The organism is Mycobacterium intermedium, from assembly GCF_002086275.1.
GTDB classification, from domain to species: domain Bacteria; phylum Actinomycetota; class Actinomycetes; order Mycobacteriales; family Mycobacteriaceae; genus Mycobacterium; species Mycobacterium intermedium.
Window position 1 is genome coordinate 39,878 of record NZ_MVHT01000035.1, and the last position, 21,559, is coordinate 61,436.

Below are 21,559 nucleotides of genomic sequence, written 5' to 3' on the forward strand. Positions count from 1 at the left end.
CGTGCCTTCCTGACGTCGACCGACAGGTGCTAGATCGGGGCCACCCGATCGGCCCACGGACTCGCCTGCTCGAGTTGGGCGGCCAGCTCGATGAGCAACGACTCGCCGCCCAGTGGCGCGACAAATTGCACACCCAGCGGCAGCCCGTCTGCGGTCCAGTGCAGAGGCAACGAAATCGCCGGCCTCCCAGTCAGATTGGCCAGCTGGGTGTAGGGAACCCAGCCGAGATTCTGGTCGACCATGTCGTCGATGATCTTGGTGTACCGCAGGAACCGGGCGGTGCGGGTCTTGATCAGTACGTCGGCCCCGCGCTGTAGCACCGCAGGCAGGTCGAACTCGCCGATTCTGGGCGGCGGGGTGGCCAAGGTGGGCGTCAGCAACAGGTCGTAGGACTCGAAGAACGTGGTCAGGCGCCGCGTGTGCTCATGCCGGCGCTGAACGGCATCCACGTAGTCGACCCCGCTCGTCGCCCGCCCGAGCGCGGCCATGATCAGGGTGTCCTGCTCGAAGGCGTCGTCACCGGCGCCGGTGAGTCGTTTCGCCTCGGCGACCTCCCAGGCGACGAAGACAAACCAGGTCAGCAAGAAGTCCCTGGCCAGCGCGGCGTCGTCGTATGGCGCCCGGGGCAACTCTTCGACGTGATGACCGAGTTCGGTCAGGACCCGCGCCGCCGCCTCCACGGCCGCGAACGCCTCGTGGTGCGGCGTCGGGTTGATCGCGGACGGCACCCGAAAGCCAATACGAAGTTTTCCCGGGTCGGCGCCCACCCGTGAAACGAAGGGCGCAGTGGGCAATCCCGGCACGAAAGGCCCGAAAGGCTCACCGCCGCTGATGATGTCGAGCATGGCGGCGGTGTCGCGCCCCGAGCGCGACACGACGCCCTGAACCGCGGCACCGTGCATGGACTCCGCCATTCCTGGACCCGCGGGTGTCAGCCCTCGGCCCGGTTTCAGCCCAACCAGCCCACAGCACGCCGCCGGAATGCGGGTTGACCCGCCACCGTCGTTGGCGCCCGCACACGGCACGATCCCCGCGGCCACTGCCGCCGCCGACCCGCCCGACGAACCGCCCGGCGAGCGGCTGAGGTCCCAAGGGTTTCGCGCGGGCCCCCAGACAACGGGCTCGCTGATCGCCTTCGCACCGAACTCCGGCAGGTTGGTCTTGCCGAAGATGACCAGACCGGCGTCGAGCCAGCGTCGGACAACGGTCGCGTGCTCGGCGACCGGGTGCGACTTCAGCGCGCGGCTCCCCTGCGAAGTGGGCAACCCCGCGTAGTCCTGGGCGATGTCCTTGATCAGGAACGGGACGCCCGCGAAGGGCCCGTCGGGCACGTCTTCGGGCGTTGCGGGCACGTCGCGCACAATCGCGTTGATCCGCGGGTTGACCGCCGCCGCCCGGTCCCGCGCCAACGCGAGCAGCTCTGTCGCCGACACCTCCTTGTCGGCGACCAGCCTCGCCAGACCGGTTGCGTCGTACGTCCGGTACTCGTCGAAGTTCACCCCTCGACCGTACGTCGCCGGTTTCGGCGCCTAACTGCCGTCCGTCACCCGGTATGCGCCTCCAATTCGGAGATGCGGTCAGCCAGCGCAAGAATCCGTTGTGCGTCACGCACATGCAGGCTTTCGATCATGCGGCCGTCGACCGTGATGACGCTTTGACCCGCGGCCTGCGCCTGTTCGTAGGCCCGAACAATCTTGCCGGCGTCGGCGAGCTCCTTTTCCGACGGGCCGAACACCTCATTGGCAGGGGCGACCTGAGAGGGGTGGATCAGGGTCTTGCCGTCGAAACCCATCTCGCGACCCTGGCGAGCCTCGGCGGCGAAACCGTCCGCGTCTTTGATGTCGTTGAAGACTCCGTCCAGGACGGCCTTTCCGGCCACCCGCGCACCCAACACGGCCAGCGCCAACGCGGGAACCACCGGTGCACGTCCAGGTACGTGCAGCGCGTGCAGTTCGTTCACCAGATCGTTGGTGCCGACCACCAGCACGGCCAAACGATCGCTGGCCGAAACGATTTCCTCGATCCGCAGGAACGCCCGGGGTGTCTCGATCATTGCCCAGAGCTGCACGGATTTCGGCGCGCCAAGGCGGTCCAGCCTGGTGACCAACGCCTGGACTTGTTGCCCAGTATCGACTTTCGGCACCAGCACAGCGTCGGCGCCACATTCGGCAACGGCAGCCAGGTCCTCTTCGTGCCAGTCGGTGCCCAACCCGTTGATGCGCACCACGATCTCACGGGGTCGGTAGCCGTCCGACGCAACGGCCTCGCACACCTGCTGTCTGGACTTGGTTTTCGCATCGGGGCCGACGGCGTCCTCGAGGTCGAAGATCAACACATCGGCTGGGAGCGTCTTACCCTTCTCCAACGCCCGGGCGTTGTTGCCCGGAAGGTATAGGGCCGATCGACGTGGTCGCAGCGTCGGCGCCATGACTCCATTCGCTTTCGTCGGTCGTACTCGGGGAGGCTCTCGTTAGCGTAGGGCAACCGTCGAGGCTTCCTGACGCCCTGGCCCATGTCCCCTCGCGGCGTCGGCAACGGCTGTGATGTGCTAACGGAGGCAAACTGCGGCGATTTGAGTGGAGGGCACCATGCCAGTCGTCTTCGTACACGGCAATCCAGAGACCGACGCGATCTGGGGTCCACTGGTGAATGCCCTGGGACATGACGATGTGGTGCGACTCTCCCCACCAGGATTCGGTGCGCCCTTGCCCGACGACTTTCCCGCTACCTACCTCGCCTACCGCGACTGGCTTGAGGACGAGCTCGAACGCATCGACGGGCCGATCGACCTCGTCGGTCACGACTGGGGCGGCGGCCACGTCGTGAACGTGGTGATGCACCGTCCGGAACTGGTGCGCAGCTGGGCCACCGATGTTCTCGGCTTGTTCGACCCCGAATACGTCTGGCACGACCTGGCCCAGGTCTGGCAGACCGACGGGGCCGGCGAGGAGCTGGTTGACACCATGCTCGGTGGAACGATCGAGGACCGCGCCGCCCAGATGTCCGCGCTGGGCATACCCCTGGACATCGCGACCGACATCGCCGCGGCTCAGGGACCCGACATGGGCCGGGCGATCCTGCTGCTGTACCGTTCGGCGCGCCAGCCCGCGGTGGCCGAGGCAGGCCGTGAGCTGGCAAAGGCAGCTGTCCGCCCCGGTCTGTCGATCCTGGCGACCGAGGACCCCTACGTCGGCACCGAGGAGCTGCGACGTCGCGCCGCCGAAAGAGCCGGTGCTCGCACGGAAGTCCTTGATGGGCTTGGGCATTGGTGGATGCTTCAGGACCCTGCCTCGGGCGCGGCGGCCCTGACCCGGTTCTGGGAAACGCTCGGTTGAGCCGTTTAGGGAGGGAAACCCCGTGGCGAAGTATCTTGTGCTCTATTCGTCGAGTCACCGGACCGGCCAAGAACTTCGATGGCGACTAGCCGCTGATGTCGACCTGGAGATCGTGCGGAGGCGGCTCGATCAAGCTGTCCCTGGCGAATTCGTCAAGGTGCCTGTCGTGCTCGAAGACGAACTCGAAACGCTGCAGCTGCGCGTGCAGCCGCACCAATTTGGCGCATGGCTCGTGCTCGACCTGCCCGACCTGAAGGACTCGCCGCCACCGCTGAGCGCCGCACGGGCGCGAATGCCGGACTTCAGCCAGCTGTTCCGCCAAGTACGCGACGTAGCCGACAGCGTCCGTGAATCCAAACAACCGCCAGGTAAAACCCCGAGGTTCCCATAACGGCCATGAGCGACCGATACCAACTTCTCAAGTGCAGCCAAGACGGTGCGCTGCTGACCGTGGTGATCGATAACCCGCCGATAAACCTTTTCACTCCAGCGCTTTTCGGCGAGTTCGCGGAGCTGTTCACCGAGCTCGCGTCGAATCCAACGGTGACGGTCGTGGTGGTCAAGAGCGCGAATCCGGATTTCTTCATCGCGCACTATGACGTATCCGAACTCCTGACGATGGCGGCAGTCCCACGTGCCGACGCAATCGCCGCGATACGCGGGTTTCACTCGCTGTGCCAAGGCATTCCGCAACTGCCTCAGGTTTTCATCGCCCAGGTCGAGGGACGCGTCGGAGGGGGCGGCGCGGAGCTGGTTTCGTGGTTCGACATGCGATTCGGGGTGCGAGGGCGGACCCTGTGGAACCAGATGGAAGTGCCGCTCGGCATCATCCCGGGGGGCTCCGGAACACAGCTGCTGCCCCGGTTGGCGGGTCACGCTCGTGCGCTGGAAATCATTCTCGGCGGACAAGATATCGATGCGGAGACGGCCGAACGCTGGGGACTGCTCAACCGCAGCTATGAGGCCGCGGAGGTCGACGGCGCGGTCGCTGCCCTGGCTCGCCGTATCGCCGCCGCGCCACCGGAGGCGGTCCGCGCGGCCAAGAGCGCTGTTTACCACCGCGGCAGCCTGGCCGAGCGCCTGGAAGCCGATGCAGAGCTGTTCGTCCGAGTGGCCCAGTCCGATGCCGCCCAGCGTCAGATGCGCGCCTTCCTGGACATGGGCGGGCAGACACCGGACGGCGAGAAGCGCGTCGCCGAGCTCACCGAACGCCTGGTCCGGGATTTCGCCGCTCGGGACTGACGGATCGTCATCGCGGCGGATTTCGGAACTTGATGCCAGTTGGTGCGCCGCTCGGCCGTGCGTGGATCACTTCAGAGCCGACCTGGACCGAGCAGACTATTGACACCAGCGTCAAGTGGTCGGTGGTTATCTATTTCCTCTAGCAAATATGTTTCTGTGCACTAAATCGGAGGAACTGCCGTGTTCCTCGCAGCTGCCCGCGGGACGACGGATGGCCGTTATCAGGCATTCTGCCTAGTGATTGACGGAGAAGCTGTGCACTTTGCCCTGGCTGGGTTGGCATTCAAAGCTTCCACATAACAACACTTAGCAAACGCCTAACGCAAAACCCACATTCCCCCGTCGAACCGTCGTTAGGTTGGGGCCATCGCGCGGCAGAAGGGTCGCACGCATTCATGAATTGGCAAATGCCAGGAGGTAAATAATGTCGTTCGTATTCACGGTGCCCGAGTTCGTCCAGGCTGCGGCATCAGACTTGGCGAGTCTCGCGTCGACGATCAGTGAGGCCAACGCTGCTGCGGCGGCTCCGACGACGAGCCTCCTGGCGGCCGGCGCGGACGAGGTGTCGGCAGCGGTGGCGTCGCTGTTCTCCGGTCACGCCCAGCTCTACCAAGAAGTCAGCAAACAGGCGGCACAGTTCCACGCCCAGTTCATCCAGACTTTGACCAGCGCCGGCAATGCGTATGCCACGGCCGAAGCCGCGAGTGTTGAGACGTTGCTGTCAGCCGCCGCGTCGGAGCTGGGGATCAACTACGGCTACGGCAATGTCGGCACCAACAACGTCGGGTTCTTCAACACCGGCGAGTTGAACCTGGGCATCAACAACACCGGCATCGGCAACATCGGGCTCAGCAACATCAGCCCCATCCCCAACAGCCTGATGGCCGGCAACATCGGCGCCTTCAACAACGGCCTGGCCAACATCGGCTTCGCCAACACCGGCAGCGTCAACCTCGGCATCGGCAACACCAGCCCCTTCTTCACCGTCGACCCCGCCAACCCGGCAATGGGCAACTTCGGGCTGTTCAACAACGGCCTGGGCAACTTCGGCATCGCCAACAACGGCATCGGCAACACCGGCCTCCCCATCCCCAACCTCGCCGCACTCGGCGTCGGCAACCAAGGCAACTTCAACCAGGGCCTGTTCAACATCGGCAACCACAACCTGGGCATCGGCCTGATCGGCGACAACCTCATCGGCGTCGGCCCCCTGCACATCAACGCCGCCGCCCTGGGCGGCCTGCCCGCCGCCGCCTCCGACCTCGGAATCAACTACGGCTACGGCAATGTCGGCACCAACAACGTCGGGTTCTTCAACACCGGCGAGCTCAACCTGGGCATCAACAACACCGGCATCGGCAACATCGGGCTCAGCAACATCAGCCCCATCCCCAACAGCCTGATGGCCGGCAACATCGGCGCCTTCAACAACGGCCTGGCCAACATCGGCTTCGCCAACACCGGCAGCGTCAACCTCGGCATCGGCAACACCAGCCCGTTCTTCACCGTCGACCCCGCCAACCCGGCAATGGGCAACTTCGGGCTGTTCAACAACGGCCTGGGCAACTTCGGCATCGCCAACAACGGCATCGGCAACAGCGGCCTACCCATCCCCAACCTCGCCGCACTCGGCGTCGGCAACTACGGCAACTTCAACCAGGGCCTGTTCAACATCGGCAACCACAACCTGGGCATCGGCCTGGTCGGCGACAACCTCATCGGCGTCGGCCCCCTGCACATCAAGAGGTAGCACCTAGCACCGAGATTGCCGTCAGGGTTGTGCTCGCGGTTCCAACCACGACCCTGGCGGAAATCTCGCCGTCCAGGAAGGCGCCCTCCTCCAAGAATCCATTTAGAAAACGCCAAGGTCGACATCCGATCCTTTGCTCTCGCACGACGCCGTACCGCGGAGAGAAAGGGCAATCGATGAGGACGACCAAGATCGCGACCCTCGCCAGGGCCGCCGTCACCGCGGGCGTCGCCGTCGTCGTCGCGCTCGGATCGGCCGGTCCGGCCGTCGCGACGCCGGCCACCATGTACGGTGACCCCGTCGCTGCGGCCAAATACTGGCGCTACCAACAATATTCGGACGACTGCGTGCTCATGTCGAGTGCGGATGTGATCGGCGAAGTGACCGGCGTGGAGCCCTCCGAAGACGCCATCATCAACGTGGCCCAAGCAACCCCCAGTTCGCAGGGCCCCGGACCCATCTACACCAGGCCGGCTGATCCCGACGACCCGGGCGAGGGCGCCTGGTTCAGGGACATCCCCACCATGCTGGCGCGATACAACATCGGCGCCGTGATCTTCAATGGCGACATCGAAGCCATCGAGCAGGCGCTGAGCGCCGGCCACAAGGTGGTGGCCAGCGTCAATGGCGAAATCATCTGGAACAAGCCGGTCGAAGACTGGGACAGCAATGGCAACCCCATGCATAACCACTCGGTGGTGGTGACCGGCGTCGACACGGGTAGCGCGATCGTGCACCTCAACGACAGCGGTAGCGAGCACGGAGCCGACGAGCAGATTCCCCTGGCGGTCTTCCTCCAAGCGTGGGATTCCAGCGGCCGGCTGATGGCGGTCACTACCTGAGGACGGGTTGGCGATCGAAGGCCGGTACGGCTAATTTCTCGGGGTGATGTTCTCAGCTTCTCGTGCGATTGCGCGATGGATCGCCCCGCTGCTCGCGGTCGCGACCATTGTCGGCGTTGGTAGCCTTGCCCACCCCGCGCAGGTCGGCCGCGGCCCGGCGATACGTCTGGCCAGTAGTGACGGCAATCCGCTGGCGGGCCTGCCGTTCTACGTCAACCCCAACTCGGCGGCAATGCGCGCCGCGCAGCAGGCCAATCCGCCAAGTCCGGAGCTGACTCTCATAGCCAATACGCCGCAGGCGTATTGGATCGTCCCAGGCGGTTCGGCCGCCACCGTTGGGAAGTACGCGGGAGATGCGGCGGCGGCCGGCGCTTTGCCGGTGTTCTCGATCTACGGGATCCCGCACCGCGACTGCGGAAGCTACGCCGCGGGAGGTATGGGGTCTGGCGCCGAATACCGGAGCTGGATCGACGGCATCGCCGCGGGGCTGGGCTCCGCACCGGCGGCGGTCATCCTCGAACCGGACGCCCTGGCAATGGCCGACTGCCTACAAGGTGACCAGCGCCAAGAGCGCTACGACCTGATTCGCTACGCCGTCGAGGCGCTGACGCGGGATCCGAACGCTGCCGTGTACATCGACGCTGGCCATTTGCGTTGGCATAGCGCCTCGGACATGGCCGCCCGGCTGAACAACGCCGGTATCGCCCGGGCCCGAGGGTTCAGCGTCAACACGGCGAACTTTTACACGACCGAGGACGAGATCGGCTACGGCGAGGCGATCTCGGGGCTGACCAACGGTTCGCACTACGTGATCGACACGTCGCGTAACGGGGTTGGACCGGCGCCGGACCCCGACAACAGTTGGTGCAACCCCAGCGGCCGGGCGCTGGGCACTCCGCCGACGACGGCCACCGGTGGTGCGCATGCGGACGCTTACCTGTGGATCAAGCGTCCCGGTGAATCCGACGGCACCTGCGGGAAGGGTGACCCGCCGGCGGGCACCTTCGTGAATCAATACGCCATAGATCTGGCCCGCACCGCGGGCCGGTAGCGAGCTGGGTGCTGGCCAATTACTCGCACATTGGCCAGCACGCAGTGACACAATCTTGACGTGGGCGAGGCTCGTGGGGGCACCGCGCCAATTAATGCGGCGACGACGTGAGTGTCGCGAGATTGGCGTGTAAGTCGTGCGGCGCAGAAATGCTGCCGAGAGCGAATTTCTGTAGCGAGTGCGGCACCGCGTTGTCAACAGCCTCGGACCCTGCTGAGTACAAACAGGTGACGGTGCTGTTCGCCGACGTGGTGCGCTCGATGGAAATCGCCGCAGCGCTCGATGTCGAGCGGTTGCGCGAAATCATGACCGAGCTGGTGGAGCGTTCGGCGGCGGTCGTGCGCCGATACGGTGGGACCGCGGAATACAACGGCGACGGGGTGATGGCGCTGTTCGGGGCGCCAGTTGCGTTGGAAGACCACGCTTTTCGCGCATGCCTGGCCGCACTAGAGATCCAGCAGGAGGCCACCCGGTTGGCGGCCGAAGTGGCCCGGCGCGACGGCGTTACGCTGCGGTTGCGGGTGGGCCTGAACTCGGGTCGAGTGATCGCCGGTCAGATCGGTTCGGGATCGCTGGGGTACGCCGCGACCGGCGAGCACGTCGGGCTGGCGCAGCGGATGGAATCAGCGGCGCCCGCGGGTGCGGTGATGCTGTCAGACGCGACCGCGCAGCTGGTTGAGCACCTCGTTGTGCTCGCTGAACCGGAGTGGGTGCGCATCAAGGGGGCCGGCCAACCGGTGCGCGCGCGACGTCTGGTCCAGATCAACCCCCGCGGTGGGCTGGTCAATCGCGTTGAGGCCAGCCTGGTCGGTCGGCGCTGGGAACTGGCGGCCTTGGAGGCCATGGCGGAGCGCGCGATGGGCGCCCGTGGTGGTGTCGTAACGGTGATGGGCCCGCCAGGCATCGGCAAGAGTCGCATGGCCCGGGAGATCGCGGCCCTGACCGCCGATCGAGGCATCGACGTCTTTTGGACTTTCTGCGAGTCGCACGCCCGCGACATCTCCTTCGGCGTCGTCGCGCGACTACTTCGAGCCGGCAACCAGATATCCGACCTCGACGGAGAGGCCGCGCGCACACGGCTGCGGGCGACCGCGCCTTCCGACGCAGAACCGGAGGATCTGCTGCTGCTCGATGACCTGCTCGGCATCGCCGACCCTGACGTTCCGCTCCCCCAGATCGACCCCGACGCCCGACGCCGCCGGCTCACCGCACTGATCAAGTCGATGTCGCTCGCGCGCAACACAGCGGCCCTGTACGTCATCGAGGATGCCCACTGGATTGATGCGGTCAGCGAGTCGATGCTGGCCGACGTCCTCCGGGTTATCCCCCAGACCAAGGTGATGGTGCTGATCACCGCGCGCCCCGAGTACCGCGGCATGTTGGCGCACGTACCCGGCGGCCAGACGATAGCGCTTGCCGCACTGGGCGATTCGGACACCGTGGCCCTGATAAGTGAGTTGCTCGGTTCAGATCCGTCGGTCAGCGAGCTGTCGACGGTCATCGCCGAGCGGGCTGCGGGTAACCCGTTTTTCGCCGAGGAGATGGTGCGCGAGTTGGTGCAGCGCGGCGTGTTGGACGGTGAGCACGGTAGCTACATCTGTCGGACCGATGTCGCCGACGTGACCGTGCCGGCAACCGTGCAAGCGGCCATCGAGGCTCGCCTCGACCGGCTGACCTCTCCGGCCAAGCGAACATTGCACGCGGCATCGGTGATCGGGGCGCGCTTCGACGCTGGACTACTCACCGCGCTCGGGATCGATCCGACGTTCCACGAGCTGCTCACCGCCGAACTGATCGATCAGGTGAAATTCGGCCCAAACCCCGAGTTCGCGTTCCGTCACCCGCTGATCCGCGCGGTGGCCTATGAATCACAGCTGAAATCCGATCGCGCGGATCTGCACCGCCGCCTGGCGGCCGCAATACAAGAGTCTGCGCCCGAGGCGGTGGACGAGCAGGCACCACTGATTGCCGAACACCTTGAGTCCGCAGGCGAACTGCACGCGGCGTACGACTGGCACCTGCGCGCCGCCACATGGTCAACCAACCGCAACATTGCCGCCGCCCGAGTCAGCTGGGAGCGGGCACGCCTGATCGCCGACGCACTACCCGCCGACGACGCCGACCAACTGTCGATGCGCATCGCCCCCCGCGCCATGCTGTGTGCCACTGACTGGCAAGCCCAAGCACTACAGGAAGGCCAAGGCCGATTCGCGGAGTTGCGGCAGTTGTGCGGTGCCGCCGGGGACGACGTCTCACTGGCCATCGGCATGTCCGGGCTGGGATCGGAGCTCCTGCTGGCCGGACGTTCGCGTCAAGGCTCGCGCCTGGCATCCGAACAGATGGCGTTGCTTGAGTCGATCGGCGATCCCAACTCGACCATAGGGTTGGCGTTCATAGCCTTCGTCAACTGGTTCAACACCGGCGAAGTCGACGAGATCCTGCGGTGGTCGCAGTACATCATCGACTTGGCCGGAGGTGATCCGTCAAAGGGCGCCAGTTTCGGCATTGGTTCGCCGCTGGCGATCGCGGTGACATTTCGCGGAATTGCTCGGTGCTGGCGGGGGGTGCCGGGATGGCGGCAAGATCTCGACGACGCCGTCACGATGGCCCGAAACAACGACCCGGCAACCCTCGGCATTGTCATTCCTTGGACCTACGGGCTGGCCATCCGGTACGGGTCGGTTCGGGCCGACGACGCCATGATGCGCACGTTGGAGGAAGCGGTGCAGACCGCCTTACGGGCCAGCAGCGATGTCGCAGTGCTCTTCACTGAATACGCATTGGGTGTTGCGCTGCTGTGTCGCGGCGCCGAAGCCGACCGTCGCCGAGGGCTGGAACTCGCCGTGCAAGCCCTCGATTGGCAGCGCAGCCGGATGCCTTCCCTGGTCCCTACAAACGAATTGTTGATCAACTACGCGCGAGCCCAGTACGACGAACGCGATGCTGCCATTCTCGCCATGCGCAAAGTCCTGGACGAGCTAGACGTCGACGGGCGGGTCGGTTACGGGGTCTGGGGCACGAGCCTCCTGGTGGAGACCCTGCTAGCGCGCGGGACCGATGCCGACCTGGTCGAGGCACAGCAGGCGATCGATCGATGGACGAAAGTGTCGGCCGGTGCGGCATTACCCGAAATCACGCTGCTGCGCCTGCGCGCCTTGCAGGCCCACGCTCACGGGGACGATGTCGGCTACCGGAATTTGGCGAGGCGCTATCTCGCGATGGCCAAATCGCTTGCCTTCGAGGGCCACATCGATTGGGCCGAGGCAATGGTCCGCGAAATACCTTAAACCTGAGCAGGATTCGCCCTGCGCGCTCGCAAACGCGGTCACGGATCGGCCGACCAAGTGGCCTATTGGACCGCCAGCTCCAGACGGCTCAGCCGACGTACCAGGATGCTTGGCAACCACTCGCCGATGTCGGCCACCTCGATCCAGTCGGTGCGGTCCAGGAGCGTGCGAAAGACGATCTGCGCCTCGAGGCGGGCCAGTGCGGCGCCGATGCAGAAGTGCACTCCTTTGCCGAAGGTCACGTGACTCTTGGCGCCCGAGCGGTCGAGGCGAAATTCGTCGGGTGCCTCGAAGTGTGCGGGATCGCGGTTGGCCGCACCCCACATCAGCAACAGGTGCGAGTTCGCCGGCACCGCCACCCCGCCCAGGGTCGTGTCGCGCCAGACGTGGCGGTAGTGGCCGCGGAACGGCGGTTCGTACCGCAGTGCCTCTTCGATGAAGGCGTTGAGCAAATCCGGGTTGTCCCGCACCTGCTGTTGTATGTCGGGTCGATCGGCCAGGATCCACGCGCCGCTGCCCAGCAGCGAGGCGGTCGATTCACCGGCCGCGCTGAAGAGGGTCAGCATGATGCCCATCGCGATCGTCTGGTCGACCTCGCCCGAGGCATAACGAGCGGCCAAGTCCGGGATCAGGCCGGATTCGGCTGAGCTGCTTGACTTTTCAAAGTGTTCCATGACGTAGGTCGACAGCTCGAAGGCGGCCAGACCGGCCGACTCGAGCTGCGCCTGCGTGACGACCCCGTCGAGCAATGTAGTGGTGGCGTAACCCAGTCGAATGAGTCTGTCGACGTCGGTCTCGGGCAGCCCCAGCAGCTTGGCGACCACCATCATCGGGAGGCGATTGGCCAGGGCGCTCATCCATTCGATGTGTCCGTCGCGCAGGTTCTCGGTCCAGAGTTGCTCGGCGACTCGGCCGGCGAACTCCTCGATAATCCGGACGCGCTTGGCGGACAGATGTGGCAACAGGATTTTGCGGTGCAACGCATGACTCGGGTCGTCGGCGGTTGCCAAGGCGTGGCCAGGGCCGCCAGCTTCCATCATGGGGAACGGGGCGACGGTCCCGTCCTCGTGATAGATCATGGTCGCGCTGAGGTTGGAGGAAAAATCGTCGACCCGGTTGACGGCATCAATGACCGCATCCCAACCGCACACCGCATAGAACACCGAATCACCGATCCGATGTACGGGGGCTTCCGCACGCATGCGCTCGTAGAGCGGATACGGGTCCTGCAGCGCCTGCTCGCCAAAGAAGTTCGCGGGATCGTCCAATACCGCCATGAAGTCAGGCTGAATGCCGTCGTTCGTCGCGTCAACGGTTATCGCAAAAGTTGATAACCGCAGCTCAACGGCCGCAGCACCGGTGAAAGCGGTTGCACCGCTTCAGCTGCGCGCTTGTGTGAGAAATTTTCCAAAAATGTCTCATCGTGCGAAACCAGTTGCAGTGGGGTTTCTGGTCGAGGGACCATCGCCATATGCCACAAACGGACTGGCTCGTCGGCGGAGATCGTCATCGCGAGGCCGTAGACCGGATTTACGCGGCGGCGGCGGACCTCATCGCCGAGGTCGGATACGAGGCGTTCTCCGTCGAGGCCTTGGCGAGCAGGGTTCACTGCTCGCCGGCCACGATCTACCGCCGCGCCGGTGGAAAGGCGGCCATTCGTGATGCGGTGGTCAAGATCCAGGCAACGCAGATCGTCGACACGCTGCGCGAAGAGATCAAGGACCTGCATGGGACCGACCGAGTTCTGACCGCTACCGTTGCGGCACTTCGGCGCATGCAGTCTCATCCGCTGACACAACACTTTCGGTCAACGCAGACGAACATCGGCGCCGACTGGCTGACAAATTCACCTGCCGTCACCGGTTTTGCCGCTGAGATGCTGGGCACAGACGACTCGCTGGCCGCACAGTGGCTCATTCGCGTTTTTCTGGCCATGTGGCTGTGGCCGTTGAAAGACCCAAACGCCGAACTGGCCATGCTGCAGCGATTTTTCGCCGCCTCGTTCACCGCGCCAGAATGACCAGCCCCTCGATCAGCACTTGCCGCCTGCTTCTCCCCCGTGCTGCTGCCATGCCGCCGCTATTGCCTCGCGGGTCGCACGGCCGATCGCGCGACCGCATGCCTATCCTCGGCCCATGGGAGTAATGGACGACGACGTCGTTGTCATCCACACCGACGGTGGCTGCAAACCCAACCCCGGGCCTGGCGGCTGGGGGGCCGTGCTGCGTCACCGTCACCACGTCCGCGAGATGTGCGGTGGCGAGTCCAGCCCGACCAGCAACAACCGCATGGAACTGACGGCGCCGATCATGGCGCTCGAGGCACTCACCCGAGCGGTGACGGTGCATCTCTACACCGACAGCACCTATGTCCGGAACGGCATCACGAAGTGGATTCTCGGCTGGGAACGCAACGGCTGGAAGACCGCCGCAAAGCAGCCGGTGAAGAATGTCGACCTCTGGCAGCGGCTGCAAGTGGCCTGTGCGCGGCACCGGGTCGAGTGGTTCTGGGTGAAAGGGCATGCCGGTATCGCCGACAACGTCCTCGCCGACGAACTGGCAACCCGGGGTATGCGAGAAGCGATCGCGCTGTCGAGGGCCCGATCCTGACGGACGGTGGCGAGGCTGGTTCAGCGGTGAATCGGGCCCTGACCGGAACGGTATCTAGCACAGCGCAATTCATGTGTACATCCGGTCGGTTCGCATGGGCTGCAACGGCTAGACCTATGATGCCGGGGTGGATATCAGTGGAGCGAGCGCAGTCGTCACCGGCGGCGCGTCAGGAATCGGTGCGGCTACTGCTCGTCAGTTGGCCGCCAAGGGTGCCCGGGTCGTCGTAGCCGACCTGCAGGCGGAAAAGGGCGAGGCTCTCGCCCAGGAAATCGGCGGCGTGTTCGTCTCCGTCGACGTGACCAACACCGAGCAGATCATCGACGCGGTCAAGACTGCCGCGGACCTGGGTCCGTTGCGTGTCCTGGTCAACTCGGCCGGCATCGGCTGGGCCCAACGCACCATCGGCAAGGATGGCGAATTCTCCTCGGCACACAACCTCGACGCGTACAAGAAGGTGCTCGAAATCAACCTGGTCGGCACCTTCGACTGCATCCGGATCGCCGCGACCCAGATGAGCAAGAACGAACCCACCGAGTCGGGTGAGCGTGGCGCCATCGTGAACATGACCAGTGTTGCCGCTTTCGACGGCCAGATCGGCCAGGCCGCGTACAGCTCGTCCAAGGGCGGCGTCGTGGGTCTGACGCTGCCCGTTGCGCGCGACCTGTCCGCGGTCGGCATCCGCGTCAACACCGTTGCCCCGGGCCTGATCGACACCCCGATCTATGGCGAGGGCGAAGCCTCGGAGGCATTCAAGGCGAAGCTCGGCGAGTCCGTGTTGTTCCCCCGTCGCCTGGGCAAGCCCGAGGAGCTGGCGTCCATGGTTGTTGAGTTGGTCACCAACTCCTACATGAACGCCGAGGTCGTCCGCGTGGACGGTGGCATCCGGATGCCACCGAAGTAGGTCAAGAGCGTCGGACCGCATCGATCGCCGCGACCGCTGAAGAGAGCGGCATAGCCAGACGCGCTCGGCAGACCAAAGTCGGGCAGCGTGGGGGGCCATTGGCGATCGACCACACCGTTTTCGCGCGAACTTTCTCGCTGTTGTTGGCGTAAGAATCGCCGGACGGGGTAAACACACGCCAAATAGACGGATGCAGAACCGGGAGGGCTGCACAATGAGGTGGGTGTTGGGCATTGTCGGCGCCGCAGCGGTGCTCGCCTCACTTCTTGTGCTGCCACTGCCGCTGTCTCTACAGGCTGTCGATCGCACCGGCGTCCCGATCACGTGTGGCACCGGGTTGCACCCTGACTACAACCTCGCCGCGCGGGAAGACGCCCTGAATAAAGACCTGCAGAGCAGCTTTGGCGCCCTCTATGTACCCAGTGACTACGAGAATCAATGCGCCGCAATCATCACTACTCGACGCGGCATCGCGTACTCGGTACTGGTGACCGGCGGCGCTCTGCTCGGTACTGCGTTGTTGCTGTCTCTGCGCGCTGCGGGTTTCATCGACCTGTCCCGCGAAAGCTTCCGAAAGGCGTCGAAACAGCGGGTGGCTCCTGTGCTAATCCCGAAATCCTCACCGCCGCCGATGCGCTATTACGAGGATTTGGATTTGGTTCGGATGAGCCTCGGGATCAGGGTTCAGCACTAGACGGGCACCGCCCGGGATCGGGAACCTATCGCTGGGGACGTAACGGACTCGGGCCGGTCAACCACACAGACCGATTTGATATCAGCTACGACACACCACTTCTGTTAACTGAAATCACATAGTTAACATCGCGCGATGCAGGATGTGTCGTGGGATTCTTGCCTCCGACGGTCACGCCGGATCACCCGGCGTGACGTATTCCGCTATGCCGCAGCTATTTCGGCAATGCCAGGGTGGTATACGGCAACGGCAGGAGCCCTCCCGGCCACCCCTGGCGCCACTCCCAAACTCATCGACTTCGCGATGCGCCAAATTCCCGCAGAGCAGATTCGAGCCGCCGGTTACCACGGGGTCATCAATTACGTCTCACTATCACGTCCCGGTTCCTCATTTGGGGCCAAGCCGATCACCCGGCAGTACGCCGATCAGTTGAAGGCCGCTGGGCTGATGATCGTCAGCAACTACCAGTACGGCAAGCCGGGCGGGACAGCACCGTCGGACTTCAAGCGCGGGTTTGCCGGTGGAGTCGCCGATGCTCGCACCGCCTGGAAGTTGCATACCGCGGCGGGTGGCGGTCAGAGCGCCCCGATCTTCTTCACCATCGACGAGGACATCAGCCACGAGACCTGGAAAACGGTGGCACTGCAGTGGTTTCGCGGAATCAATTCGGTGCTGGGAGTGCAGCGTACCGGCGTCTACGGCGGTATCGACGTATGCAAATGGGCTGCCGCCGATGGCGTCATCGGAAGTTCGCGCACCCCCGGCCGCCGATGGGCCTGGCAGACCAAGGCGTGGTCCGGCGGTCAGGTCTTCCCCGCCGCGGTGCTCTATCAACGCGTGGTGAGCACGGCGTCAAATCCCGGTCCGAAAGTCGGGGGACAAGAAGTCGACGTCAACGACATGCTTGCCGAGGACTGCGGTCAATGGCACCTTCATCCCTGACCCGTGATGCCTTCCGGATCGTTGCAACGAACCCGGTCAACTGTTGACGCGTAGCACCTTACGAGCCTCAAGCTCCCCGGTCAGTTTGTCGCGGCGCTGGGCCCGAAATGGGCGTCGATCCAGTCCGAGTATCGAGTAGTGAAGATGGTGGCGTTCTCGTCGGCAGCCAGGGTGCGATCGTCGATCACCGCACCGAAGTAGCGCGCCTGGGCGTCAGTTACGACCCGACGTCGATCACCATTGGCGGCAAGGCCTATGCGGACAAAGTCATCCATCGCCACTGCTTCGGGTCCAGCGATCTCCGTAACTCCGTTTATAGGGTGCCCGACCGCTGTGCGGGCCACGGCGGTGGCAACATCGTCGGCCGCGATGGGGCGGAACAGCGCGTGCGGCAACCTGACGATGTCCCCGTCTGACGCGGAATCGGCCAAGCCGAGCGCGAATTCGTAAAACGGAGTTGCTCGCACAATTGAATAGGGCCGGCCCGAACGCATGATCAGGTCTTCCTGGGCCGCTTTCGCGGTGTTATATCCGCTATCTGGCATGGCCTGCGCACCCACCACGGTCAACGCGACATGATGCTTTACTCCCGCTTCCCGTTCAGCGGAAAGAAGATTCGTCGTCGTGGTCTTGAAGAAGTGCATTACAGGTTCGTCGTCGAACAAGGGCGAATCGGCGACGTCCACCACGACGTCCGCACCGGCAACGGCGCGGGCGAGACCTGCACCGGTGAGTGAATCGACACCCGATCGGCGTGAGGCCGAAAAGACTTCGTGCCCCTGTCCGTTGAGCTTGGACACTACTTTCGAGCCAATCAGCCCGCTACCGCCGATGACTACGATCTTCATAGCGAACCGTTCACCTCCCACATCTAGTTGTTGTCGCATCCGACGATGGCGACAACCTCGATCTCGACGTGCTGGCCCGGCAGCGCCAGTGCCTTTACCCCAAGCGCGGTCCACAGCGGCAGACTTTCCCCGAACCGCTGGCGGAACTGGTCCACCATCACCGACATGTGTTGATCACCAATGGAATCGTCAGCAGTGGGGACGTGGTAGGAGCGGATGTTGATTACGTCGCGCCAGCTGGCACCCGCCTCAGCGAGGGTCTTTTCGACGTTGTCACATGCCTTGACGATCTCGTCCTCCACCGATGTTGCCGAAAGGGTGAAATCCGCGTCCCAGCCGCCTTGGCCGGAGATCTCAATGCGATCGCCAATGCGTAGCGCCTGCCGGTAGCGATTGCGGATACGGGCAATCTCGCCGTATCCGGGGGTGTCGAAGAATTCGAGCTTGGACATGCGGGGGTTTCCTTCCATCGTTATTGGTCGATGCCGCCGTTATCGCGATCGATGTGGTTGCCCGGAGAAGCGGCTTCACCGGTGGCCGCTGGGCGGCCGTGGATTCAGTTGCGGCCAGCCATGACGCCGCCGTCAACATTGAGGATTGCGCCAGTGACCCAACTGGCCTGCTCAGAAAGCAGATAGGTGACCGCGTTGGCCACATCGCAGGGGGCGCCCACCCGTCCCAGCGGATGAAATGGCGCGAAACTGTCCAGCGTGGCGTCGATCTCGTCTTTCGGGACCCACCGCTCGAGAGCGGGGGTCTTGACGGCGGCCGGTGCCACCGCGTTGACGCGAATTTGGTGCTCGGCCAGCTCTACGGCCAGGTTGCGGGTGAGCGCATGCAGCCCAGCCTTCTGCATCGAGTGCCCACACGACGGGGTCCGGCCAATGGCCTGATGTGCCCACATGCTGCCAATGTTGACGATGGAGCCGCCGTCACCTTTGGTGATCATCCCCGCGACCACGGTCTGGGTGAGGAAGAACAACGCGAAGTTGAGCTCCATGTACGAGTCGTAGAACTGCTCGTCGTACTCGACAAACCCTTTGGGGATAAAGAATCCGGCCGCGTTGACAAGCAGGGTCGCGTCGTCGTGTTGCTCGGAAAGTACATGTTGCACATCGGCGACGGCTGCACGATCAGTCAGCTGTGCCGCGATGCCCCAGGCTTGACCACGCCGGCTCGTCAACTCCGCGACCGTGTCATCAACACGTGCTTTGGACTGCCCGACGATCACCGCACTACCGCCGTGGTCCACGATGCCGACCGCAACCTGCCGACCGATGCCGGCACTACCACCAACGACGATGACCTTCTTGGCCTCAAAGTGCATGCTATTGGTTCCTTCTGACGGCCGATCGGACCGAGGTCGCCCCATAAACGGGTGACAATCGCACTCAGTTCTGCTGGTACTGAGACTGCGTCGGGCCGGGGTGAGTTGTCATCACCCCGGCCTCCTATTCACCCGGGTGAGTGACACCCCGCAGTGAACGATGCGTGGATGGTCCGGGCTGCTACCAAACGCTCGCGCCACCACGTCGGCGATTACTGCGGAAAGAGTGGTTCGCTCGCAGCGGAGGCGTTGCTGGCCAGGCTTGGTTGCACACCGGGTCGGTCACGGCACAACGCCGCGATGTCACACAGCACAGGCCGGCATTTACCCGGAGGATTGCTTATCAACAACGCGGCGCACAGCGCGCCGAGAGCGAACAGGGCCGCGCTCACCTGTAATACGTGGGCGAATCCGGCGGGACTCGCCGTGCCGGCGGTGATCAAGCCTATGGACCCGATCGAGATCAACGAAGCCAGCCTTGAGACGGCGTTGTTGATCGCCGACGCCAGGCCGCTGTGTTCGGTCGGCACCGACGACAGCGTCAAGGAAACCAGCGGTGTGACAGTCGCGACCAGCCCGATGGCCAGCATCATCATCCCGGGAATCAGGTCGGTGATCCCCTGGAATCCAGTGTCTTTCGGCCGGATCAACAGCAGGCCGATCCCAGCCAAAGCGGGCCCGGCGATCAAGAAAGCGCGGGGTCCCACCCGCATGGCGGCGCGGCCGACGTGACGTGCGAAGAGAAACGACAGTGCCGGGATCGGCAAAGTCACCAGTCCCGTCGCCGTGGCCGAGTAGCCGACGACTTCTTGGGTGAAGAGGGCGACAGCGAGTGATCCCAGCGTCAGCGCCCCGTATACGAACGCGGTGACGATGTTGGCAGCAGCGAAGTTCCGAAAGGTGAACACCTGCAGCGGAAGCATCGGGCTTTTGCTGCGGTGCTGACAGCTCACGAAGCCGCCAAGTGCGGCAATTCCGATCAGCAATGACCCGATGACCCTCGGGTCCGTCCATCCGTCGTGTTGCGATTCGATCAATGCGTACACCGTCGCGGCCAGGCCCGTCGCCGATAGACCTACCCCGGCTGCATCGACACGGACGACGCGGGTCGGCCCCGGCACGGGGCATAGCCAGAACGTCAGCGCATAGCCGACCACCATCGGGATCGCAGACAATACGAAAATCCAACGCCAGCCCAAGTAATCAACACACATTCCGCCCAGCAGGGGACCCAACGCGAAGGCGGTTCCCGTCCACCCAGTCCACACACCTATCGCTGCGGACCGATGCGCTTTGTCGAAGACGGTGTTGATCAGCGCCAGCGAACCGGGTACGAGAAACGCCGCACCAAGGCCCTGGATGAGGCGCGCGGTAATCAGCATCGCCGGCGCGGCGGCAGCGGCGGCCAAAACCGAGCCCATCCCGAAAGTCAGCAGCCCGAACCGCATCACCGGAACGCGTCCGAACGAGTCCGAGATGGACCCGGCGGGCAGAATAGCGGCGACCATCGCCAACAGGTAGCCCTCGACAATCCACTGTTGCAAGGCCAGCCCGCCGCCGAGGTCGTGCTCGATAGCCGGCAAACCAAGGTTGATCACGGTGGAGTCGAGGAATGCGACCATCGACACCATCACCGCGACCACCATCGCACGGCTGGTCGGTGCCGCGTCACGCAATGTCACTGCAGGGACCGTCCGGGGCTTGAGAGTAACTGGGTGCCAGCTCCCCCACCGTGACACAGGGATCCGTTGGGGCCCAATGTATTACCGGAGGCCCAGTCGCCGCGATCGCTCTCCATGTTGTCCTCCGCTCACCACCGGTCGAAATGCAGCACGTCGTCGAGCGGAACCCGACGGGCACGGTGAAAGGTCGTACCGATGTAGTACGCCGTGGGGATGGTCGTGGCGTGATAGACGTTGTCAGGCAGTCCAAGGATGGTCCGCATCTCCTGGTCAGCCATTACGGTCACCCCGGTCCACGTGGTTCCCAAGCCGCGCGAACGCGCAGCAAGCATATAGCTCCACGTAGCGGGCATGACCGAACTCCAGTACTGGTTGGCATTTTCGCCCGTCAGCGTGCCGTCGCCGTCGATGACCTCGACGCAAGGGATCGTCAGCACGGGAACCTCCCCGATGTGCTCGGCGAGATATGTCGCGCTGTCGGATACCCTGCGCTGTTGGCGATTTCGCACCGGGTCGTCCTTGAACCGATCGGCGACAGCGAAGGGGGACGCGACAATCCATTCCCACGTGCGGCGGTACACATCGGCGATGGCGCGGCGCTGCTCGGCGTCGGTGACCACGATGAAGCTCCAGTTCTGCACGTTGGACGACGTCGGTGCTTGCACCGCGATCTCCAGGCATTCCCGGATCAGGCCAATGGGAACGGGTTTGGTCAGGTCCAGGCGCTTACGTACCGACCGGGTCGTGGTCAGCAGTGCGTCGGTGGACAAATCCACGATGGGGTAACTGCTCATGCCGGTACAAAGGTGATGACTTCTACTTCCACGCGCAGGTTTGGCCACACCAGCCCGTCGATGATGCTGAGCATCGCGGCGGGTTCGTGGTGGATGATCGCCTTGCTCACCGCCAGGTAGGCAGCTACATTGTCGCGGCTGGTGAGCCATTGACGCATGTATGAGGTTCCCCAGAATTGGTGGACATCTGAGATAGCGGGACGGTGGTCCCCTGGAAGGATGTTCGTATGCCACGATCTCGGCGGTCGTTTT

Annotated in this window: 20 protein-coding genes and 1 pseudogene; 12 read left to right on the top strand and 9 right to left on the bottom strand. The window is 64.2% G+C overall.

From position 1 onward, the window contains the following. Positions 1-29 precede the first annotated feature (29 nt). Entirely contained in the window at positions 30-1,499 is a 1,470-nt protein-coding gene (locus BST27_RS14245; protein WP_083148514.1) for an amidase, read from the bottom strand. A gap of 44 nt (positions 1,500-1,543) precedes the next feature. After that, positions 1,544-2,428 (bottom strand): HpcH/HpaI aldolase/citrate lyase family protein, encoded by an 885-nt coding sequence (locus BST27_RS14250; protein WP_069420967.1) that lies wholly within the window; start codon positions 2,426-2,428, stop codon positions 1,544-1,546. A 160-nt stretch (positions 2,429-2,588) separates the two neighbouring features. Here BST27_RS14250 and BST27_RS14255 point away from each other — a divergent pair, with 160 nt between their 5' ends. From BST27_RS14255 to BST27_RS14285, 7 genes are all read left to right on the top strand, one after another. After that, positions 2,589-3,335, top strand: a complete 747-nt coding sequence (locus BST27_RS14255; RefSeq protein WP_069420966.1) for an alpha/beta fold hydrolase — start codon at positions 2,589-2,591, stop codon at positions 3,333-3,335. Between the two features lie 22 nt (positions 3,336-3,357). Beyond that, positions 3,358-3,726, top strand: coding sequence for a hypothetical protein (locus BST27_RS31350; protein ID WP_139805158.1), 369 nt, complete (start codon positions 3,358-3,360; stop codon positions 3,724-3,726). 5 nt (positions 3,727-3,731) lie between these two features. Beyond that, positions 3,732-4,577 (top strand): enoyl-CoA hydratase/isomerase family protein, encoded by an 846-nt coding sequence (locus BST27_RS14265; RefSeq protein ID WP_069420964.1) that lies wholly within the window; start codon positions 3,732-3,734, stop codon positions 4,575-4,577. A gap of 424 nt (positions 4,578-5,001) precedes the next feature. Next, entirely contained in the window at positions 5,002-6,327 is a 1,326-nt protein-coding gene (locus BST27_RS14270; RefSeq protein ID WP_079219820.1) for a PE family protein, read from the top strand. Positions 6,328-6,503: 176 nt separating this feature from the next. Next, positions 6,504-7,169, top strand: coding sequence for a C39 family peptidase (locus BST27_RS14275; RefSeq protein ID WP_069420962.1), 666 nt, complete (start codon positions 6,504-6,506; stop codon positions 7,167-7,169). Between the two features lie 43 nt (positions 7,170-7,212). Further along, on the top strand, positions 7,213-8,220 hold the full coding sequence (locus BST27_RS14280; protein WP_069420961.1) for a glycoside hydrolase family 6 protein: 1,008 nt from the start codon (positions 7,213-7,215) through the stop codon (positions 8,218-8,220). A gap of 149 nt (positions 8,221-8,369) precedes the next feature. Further along, entirely contained in the window at positions 8,370-11,507 is a 3,138-nt protein-coding gene (locus BST27_RS14285; RefSeq protein WP_079219821.1) for an ATP-binding protein, read from the top strand. 62 nt (positions 11,508-11,569) lie between these two features. Here BST27_RS14285 and BST27_RS14290 read toward each other — a convergent pair whose 3' ends face one another. Then, complete coding sequence (locus BST27_RS14290; RefSeq protein WP_069420959.1) at positions 11,570-12,784, bottom strand: cytochrome P450; 1,215 nt, start codon at positions 12,782-12,784, stop codon at positions 11,570-11,572. 194 nt (positions 12,785-12,978) lie between these two features. Here BST27_RS14290 and BST27_RS14295 point away from each other — a divergent pair, with 194 nt between their 5' ends. From BST27_RS14295 to BST27_RS14315, 5 genes are all read left to right on the top strand, one after another. Continuing rightward, a complete protein-coding gene (locus tag BST27_RS14295) occupies positions 12,979-13,527 on the top strand; it encodes a TetR/AcrR family transcriptional regulator (protein ID WP_069420958.1) in 549 nt (182 codons plus the stop codon). Positions 13,528-13,651: 124 nt separating this feature from the next. Beyond that, positions 13,652-14,116 (top strand): ribonuclease HI, encoded by a 465-nt coding sequence (gene rnhA, locus BST27_RS14300; RefSeq protein ID WP_069420957.1) that lies wholly within the window; start codon positions 13,652-13,654, stop codon positions 14,114-14,116. Between the two features lie 127 nt (positions 14,117-14,243). Further along, a complete protein-coding gene (locus tag BST27_RS14305; protein WP_069420956.1) occupies positions 14,244-15,020 on the top strand; it encodes an SDR family NAD(P)-dependent oxidoreductase in 777 nt (258 codons plus the stop codon). Positions 15,021-15,243: 223 nt separating this feature from the next. After that, positions 15,244-15,714 carry a hypothetical protein gene (locus tag BST27_RS14310; protein ID WP_139805159.1) on the top strand — a complete coding sequence of 157 codons (471 nt, stop codon included), beginning with the start codon at positions 15,244-15,246 and terminating at the stop codon, positions 15,712-15,714. A 135-nt stretch (positions 15,715-15,849) separates the two neighbouring features. Further along, a complete protein-coding gene (locus BST27_RS14315; RefSeq protein WP_069420954.1) occupies positions 15,850-16,656 on the top strand; it encodes a DUF1906 domain-containing protein in 807 nt (268 codons plus the stop codon). 80 nt (positions 16,657-16,736) lie between these two features. On the opposite strand, the gene BST27_RS14320 is transcribed toward BST27_RS14315, so the two are convergent. The 6 genes and pseudogenes from BST27_RS14320 to BST27_RS33735 all read right to left on the bottom strand — a co-directional run. Next, complete coding sequence (locus tag BST27_RS14320) at positions 16,737-17,504, bottom strand: SDR family oxidoreductase (RefSeq protein WP_069420953.1); 768 nt, start codon at positions 17,502-17,504, stop codon at positions 16,737-16,739. A gap of 23 nt (positions 17,505-17,527) precedes the next feature. Next, positions 17,528-17,956 (bottom strand): Rid family hydrolase, encoded by a 429-nt coding sequence (locus BST27_RS14325; RefSeq protein WP_069420952.1) that lies wholly within the window; start codon positions 17,954-17,956, stop codon positions 17,528-17,530. 104 nt (positions 17,957-18,060) lie between these two features. After that, positions 18,061-18,831 (bottom strand): SDR family NAD(P)-dependent oxidoreductase, encoded by a 771-nt coding sequence (locus BST27_RS14330; RefSeq protein ID WP_069420951.1) that lies wholly within the window; start codon positions 18,829-18,831, stop codon positions 18,061-18,063. 212 nt (positions 18,832-19,043) lie between these two features. Next, positions 19,044-20,513, bottom strand: coding sequence for an MFS transporter (locus tag BST27_RS14335; protein WP_139805160.1), 1,470 nt, complete (start codon positions 20,511-20,513; stop codon positions 19,044-19,046). 128 nt (positions 20,514-20,641) lie between these two features. After that, the gene (locus BST27_RS14340) at positions 20,642-21,307 is read right to left on the bottom strand and encodes a nitroreductase family protein (protein WP_069420949.1); all 666 of its coding nucleotides are present in this window, start codon (positions 21,305-21,307) and stop codon (positions 20,642-20,644) included. Next, positions 21,304-21,559, bottom strand: a pseudogene (locus BST27_RS33735) (hypothetical protein); the annotation flags it as partial. The pseudogene BST27_RS33735 and the gene BST27_RS14340, both read right to left, overlap by 4 nt.

Coding starts and splice junctions, on each gene's coding strand:
- BST27_RS14250 (WP_069420967.1), bottom strand. CDS start 2,428: ATGGCGCCGACGCTGCGACCACGTCGATCGGCCCTATACCTTCCGGGC.
- BST27_RS14255 (WP_069420966.1), top strand. CDS start 2,589: ATGCCAGTCGTCTTCGTACACGGCAATCCAGAGACCGACGCGATCTGG.
- BST27_RS14265 (WP_069420964.1), top strand. CDS start 3,732: ATGAGCGACCGATACCAACTTCTCAAGTGCAGCCAAGACGGTGCGCTG.
- BST27_RS14270 (WP_079219820.1), top strand. CDS start 5,002: ATGTCGTTCGTATTCACGGTGCCCGAGTTCGTCCAGGCTGCGGCATCA.
- BST27_RS14275 (WP_069420962.1), top strand. CDS start 6,504: ATGAGGACGACCAAGATCGCGACCCTCGCCAGGGCCGCCGTCACCGCG.
- BST27_RS14285 (WP_079219821.1), top strand. CDS start 8,370: ATGCTGCCGAGAGCGAATTTCTGTAGCGAGTGCGGCACCGCGTTGTCA.
- BST27_RS14290 (WP_069420959.1), bottom strand. CDS start 12,784: ATGGCGGTATTGGACGATCCCGCGAACTTCTTTGGCGAGCAGGCGCTG.
- BST27_RS14295 (WP_069420958.1), top strand. CDS start 12,979: ATGCCACAAACGGACTGGCTCGTCGGCGGAGATCGTCATCGCGAGGCC.
- rnhA (WP_069420957.1), top strand. CDS start 13,652: ATGGACGACGACGTCGTTGTCATCCACACCGACGGTGGCTGCAAACCC.
- BST27_RS14315 (WP_069420954.1), top strand. CDS start 15,850: ATGCAGGATGTGTCGTGGGATTCTTGCCTCCGACGGTCACGCCGGATC.
- BST27_RS14320 (WP_069420953.1), bottom strand. CDS start 17,504: ATGAAGATCGTAGTCATCGGCGGTAGCGGGCTGATTGGCTCGAAAGTA.
- BST27_RS14325 (WP_069420952.1), bottom strand. CDS start 17,956: ATGTCCAAGCTCGAATTCTTCGACACCCCCGGATACGGCGAGATTGCC.
- BST27_RS14330 (WP_069420951.1), bottom strand. CDS start 18,831: ATGCACTTTGAGGCCAAGAAGGTCATCGTCGTTGGTGGTAGTGCCGGC.
- BST27_RS14340 (WP_069420949.1), bottom strand. CDS start 21,307: ATGAGCAGTTACCCCATCGTGGATTTGTCCACCGACGCACTGCTGACC.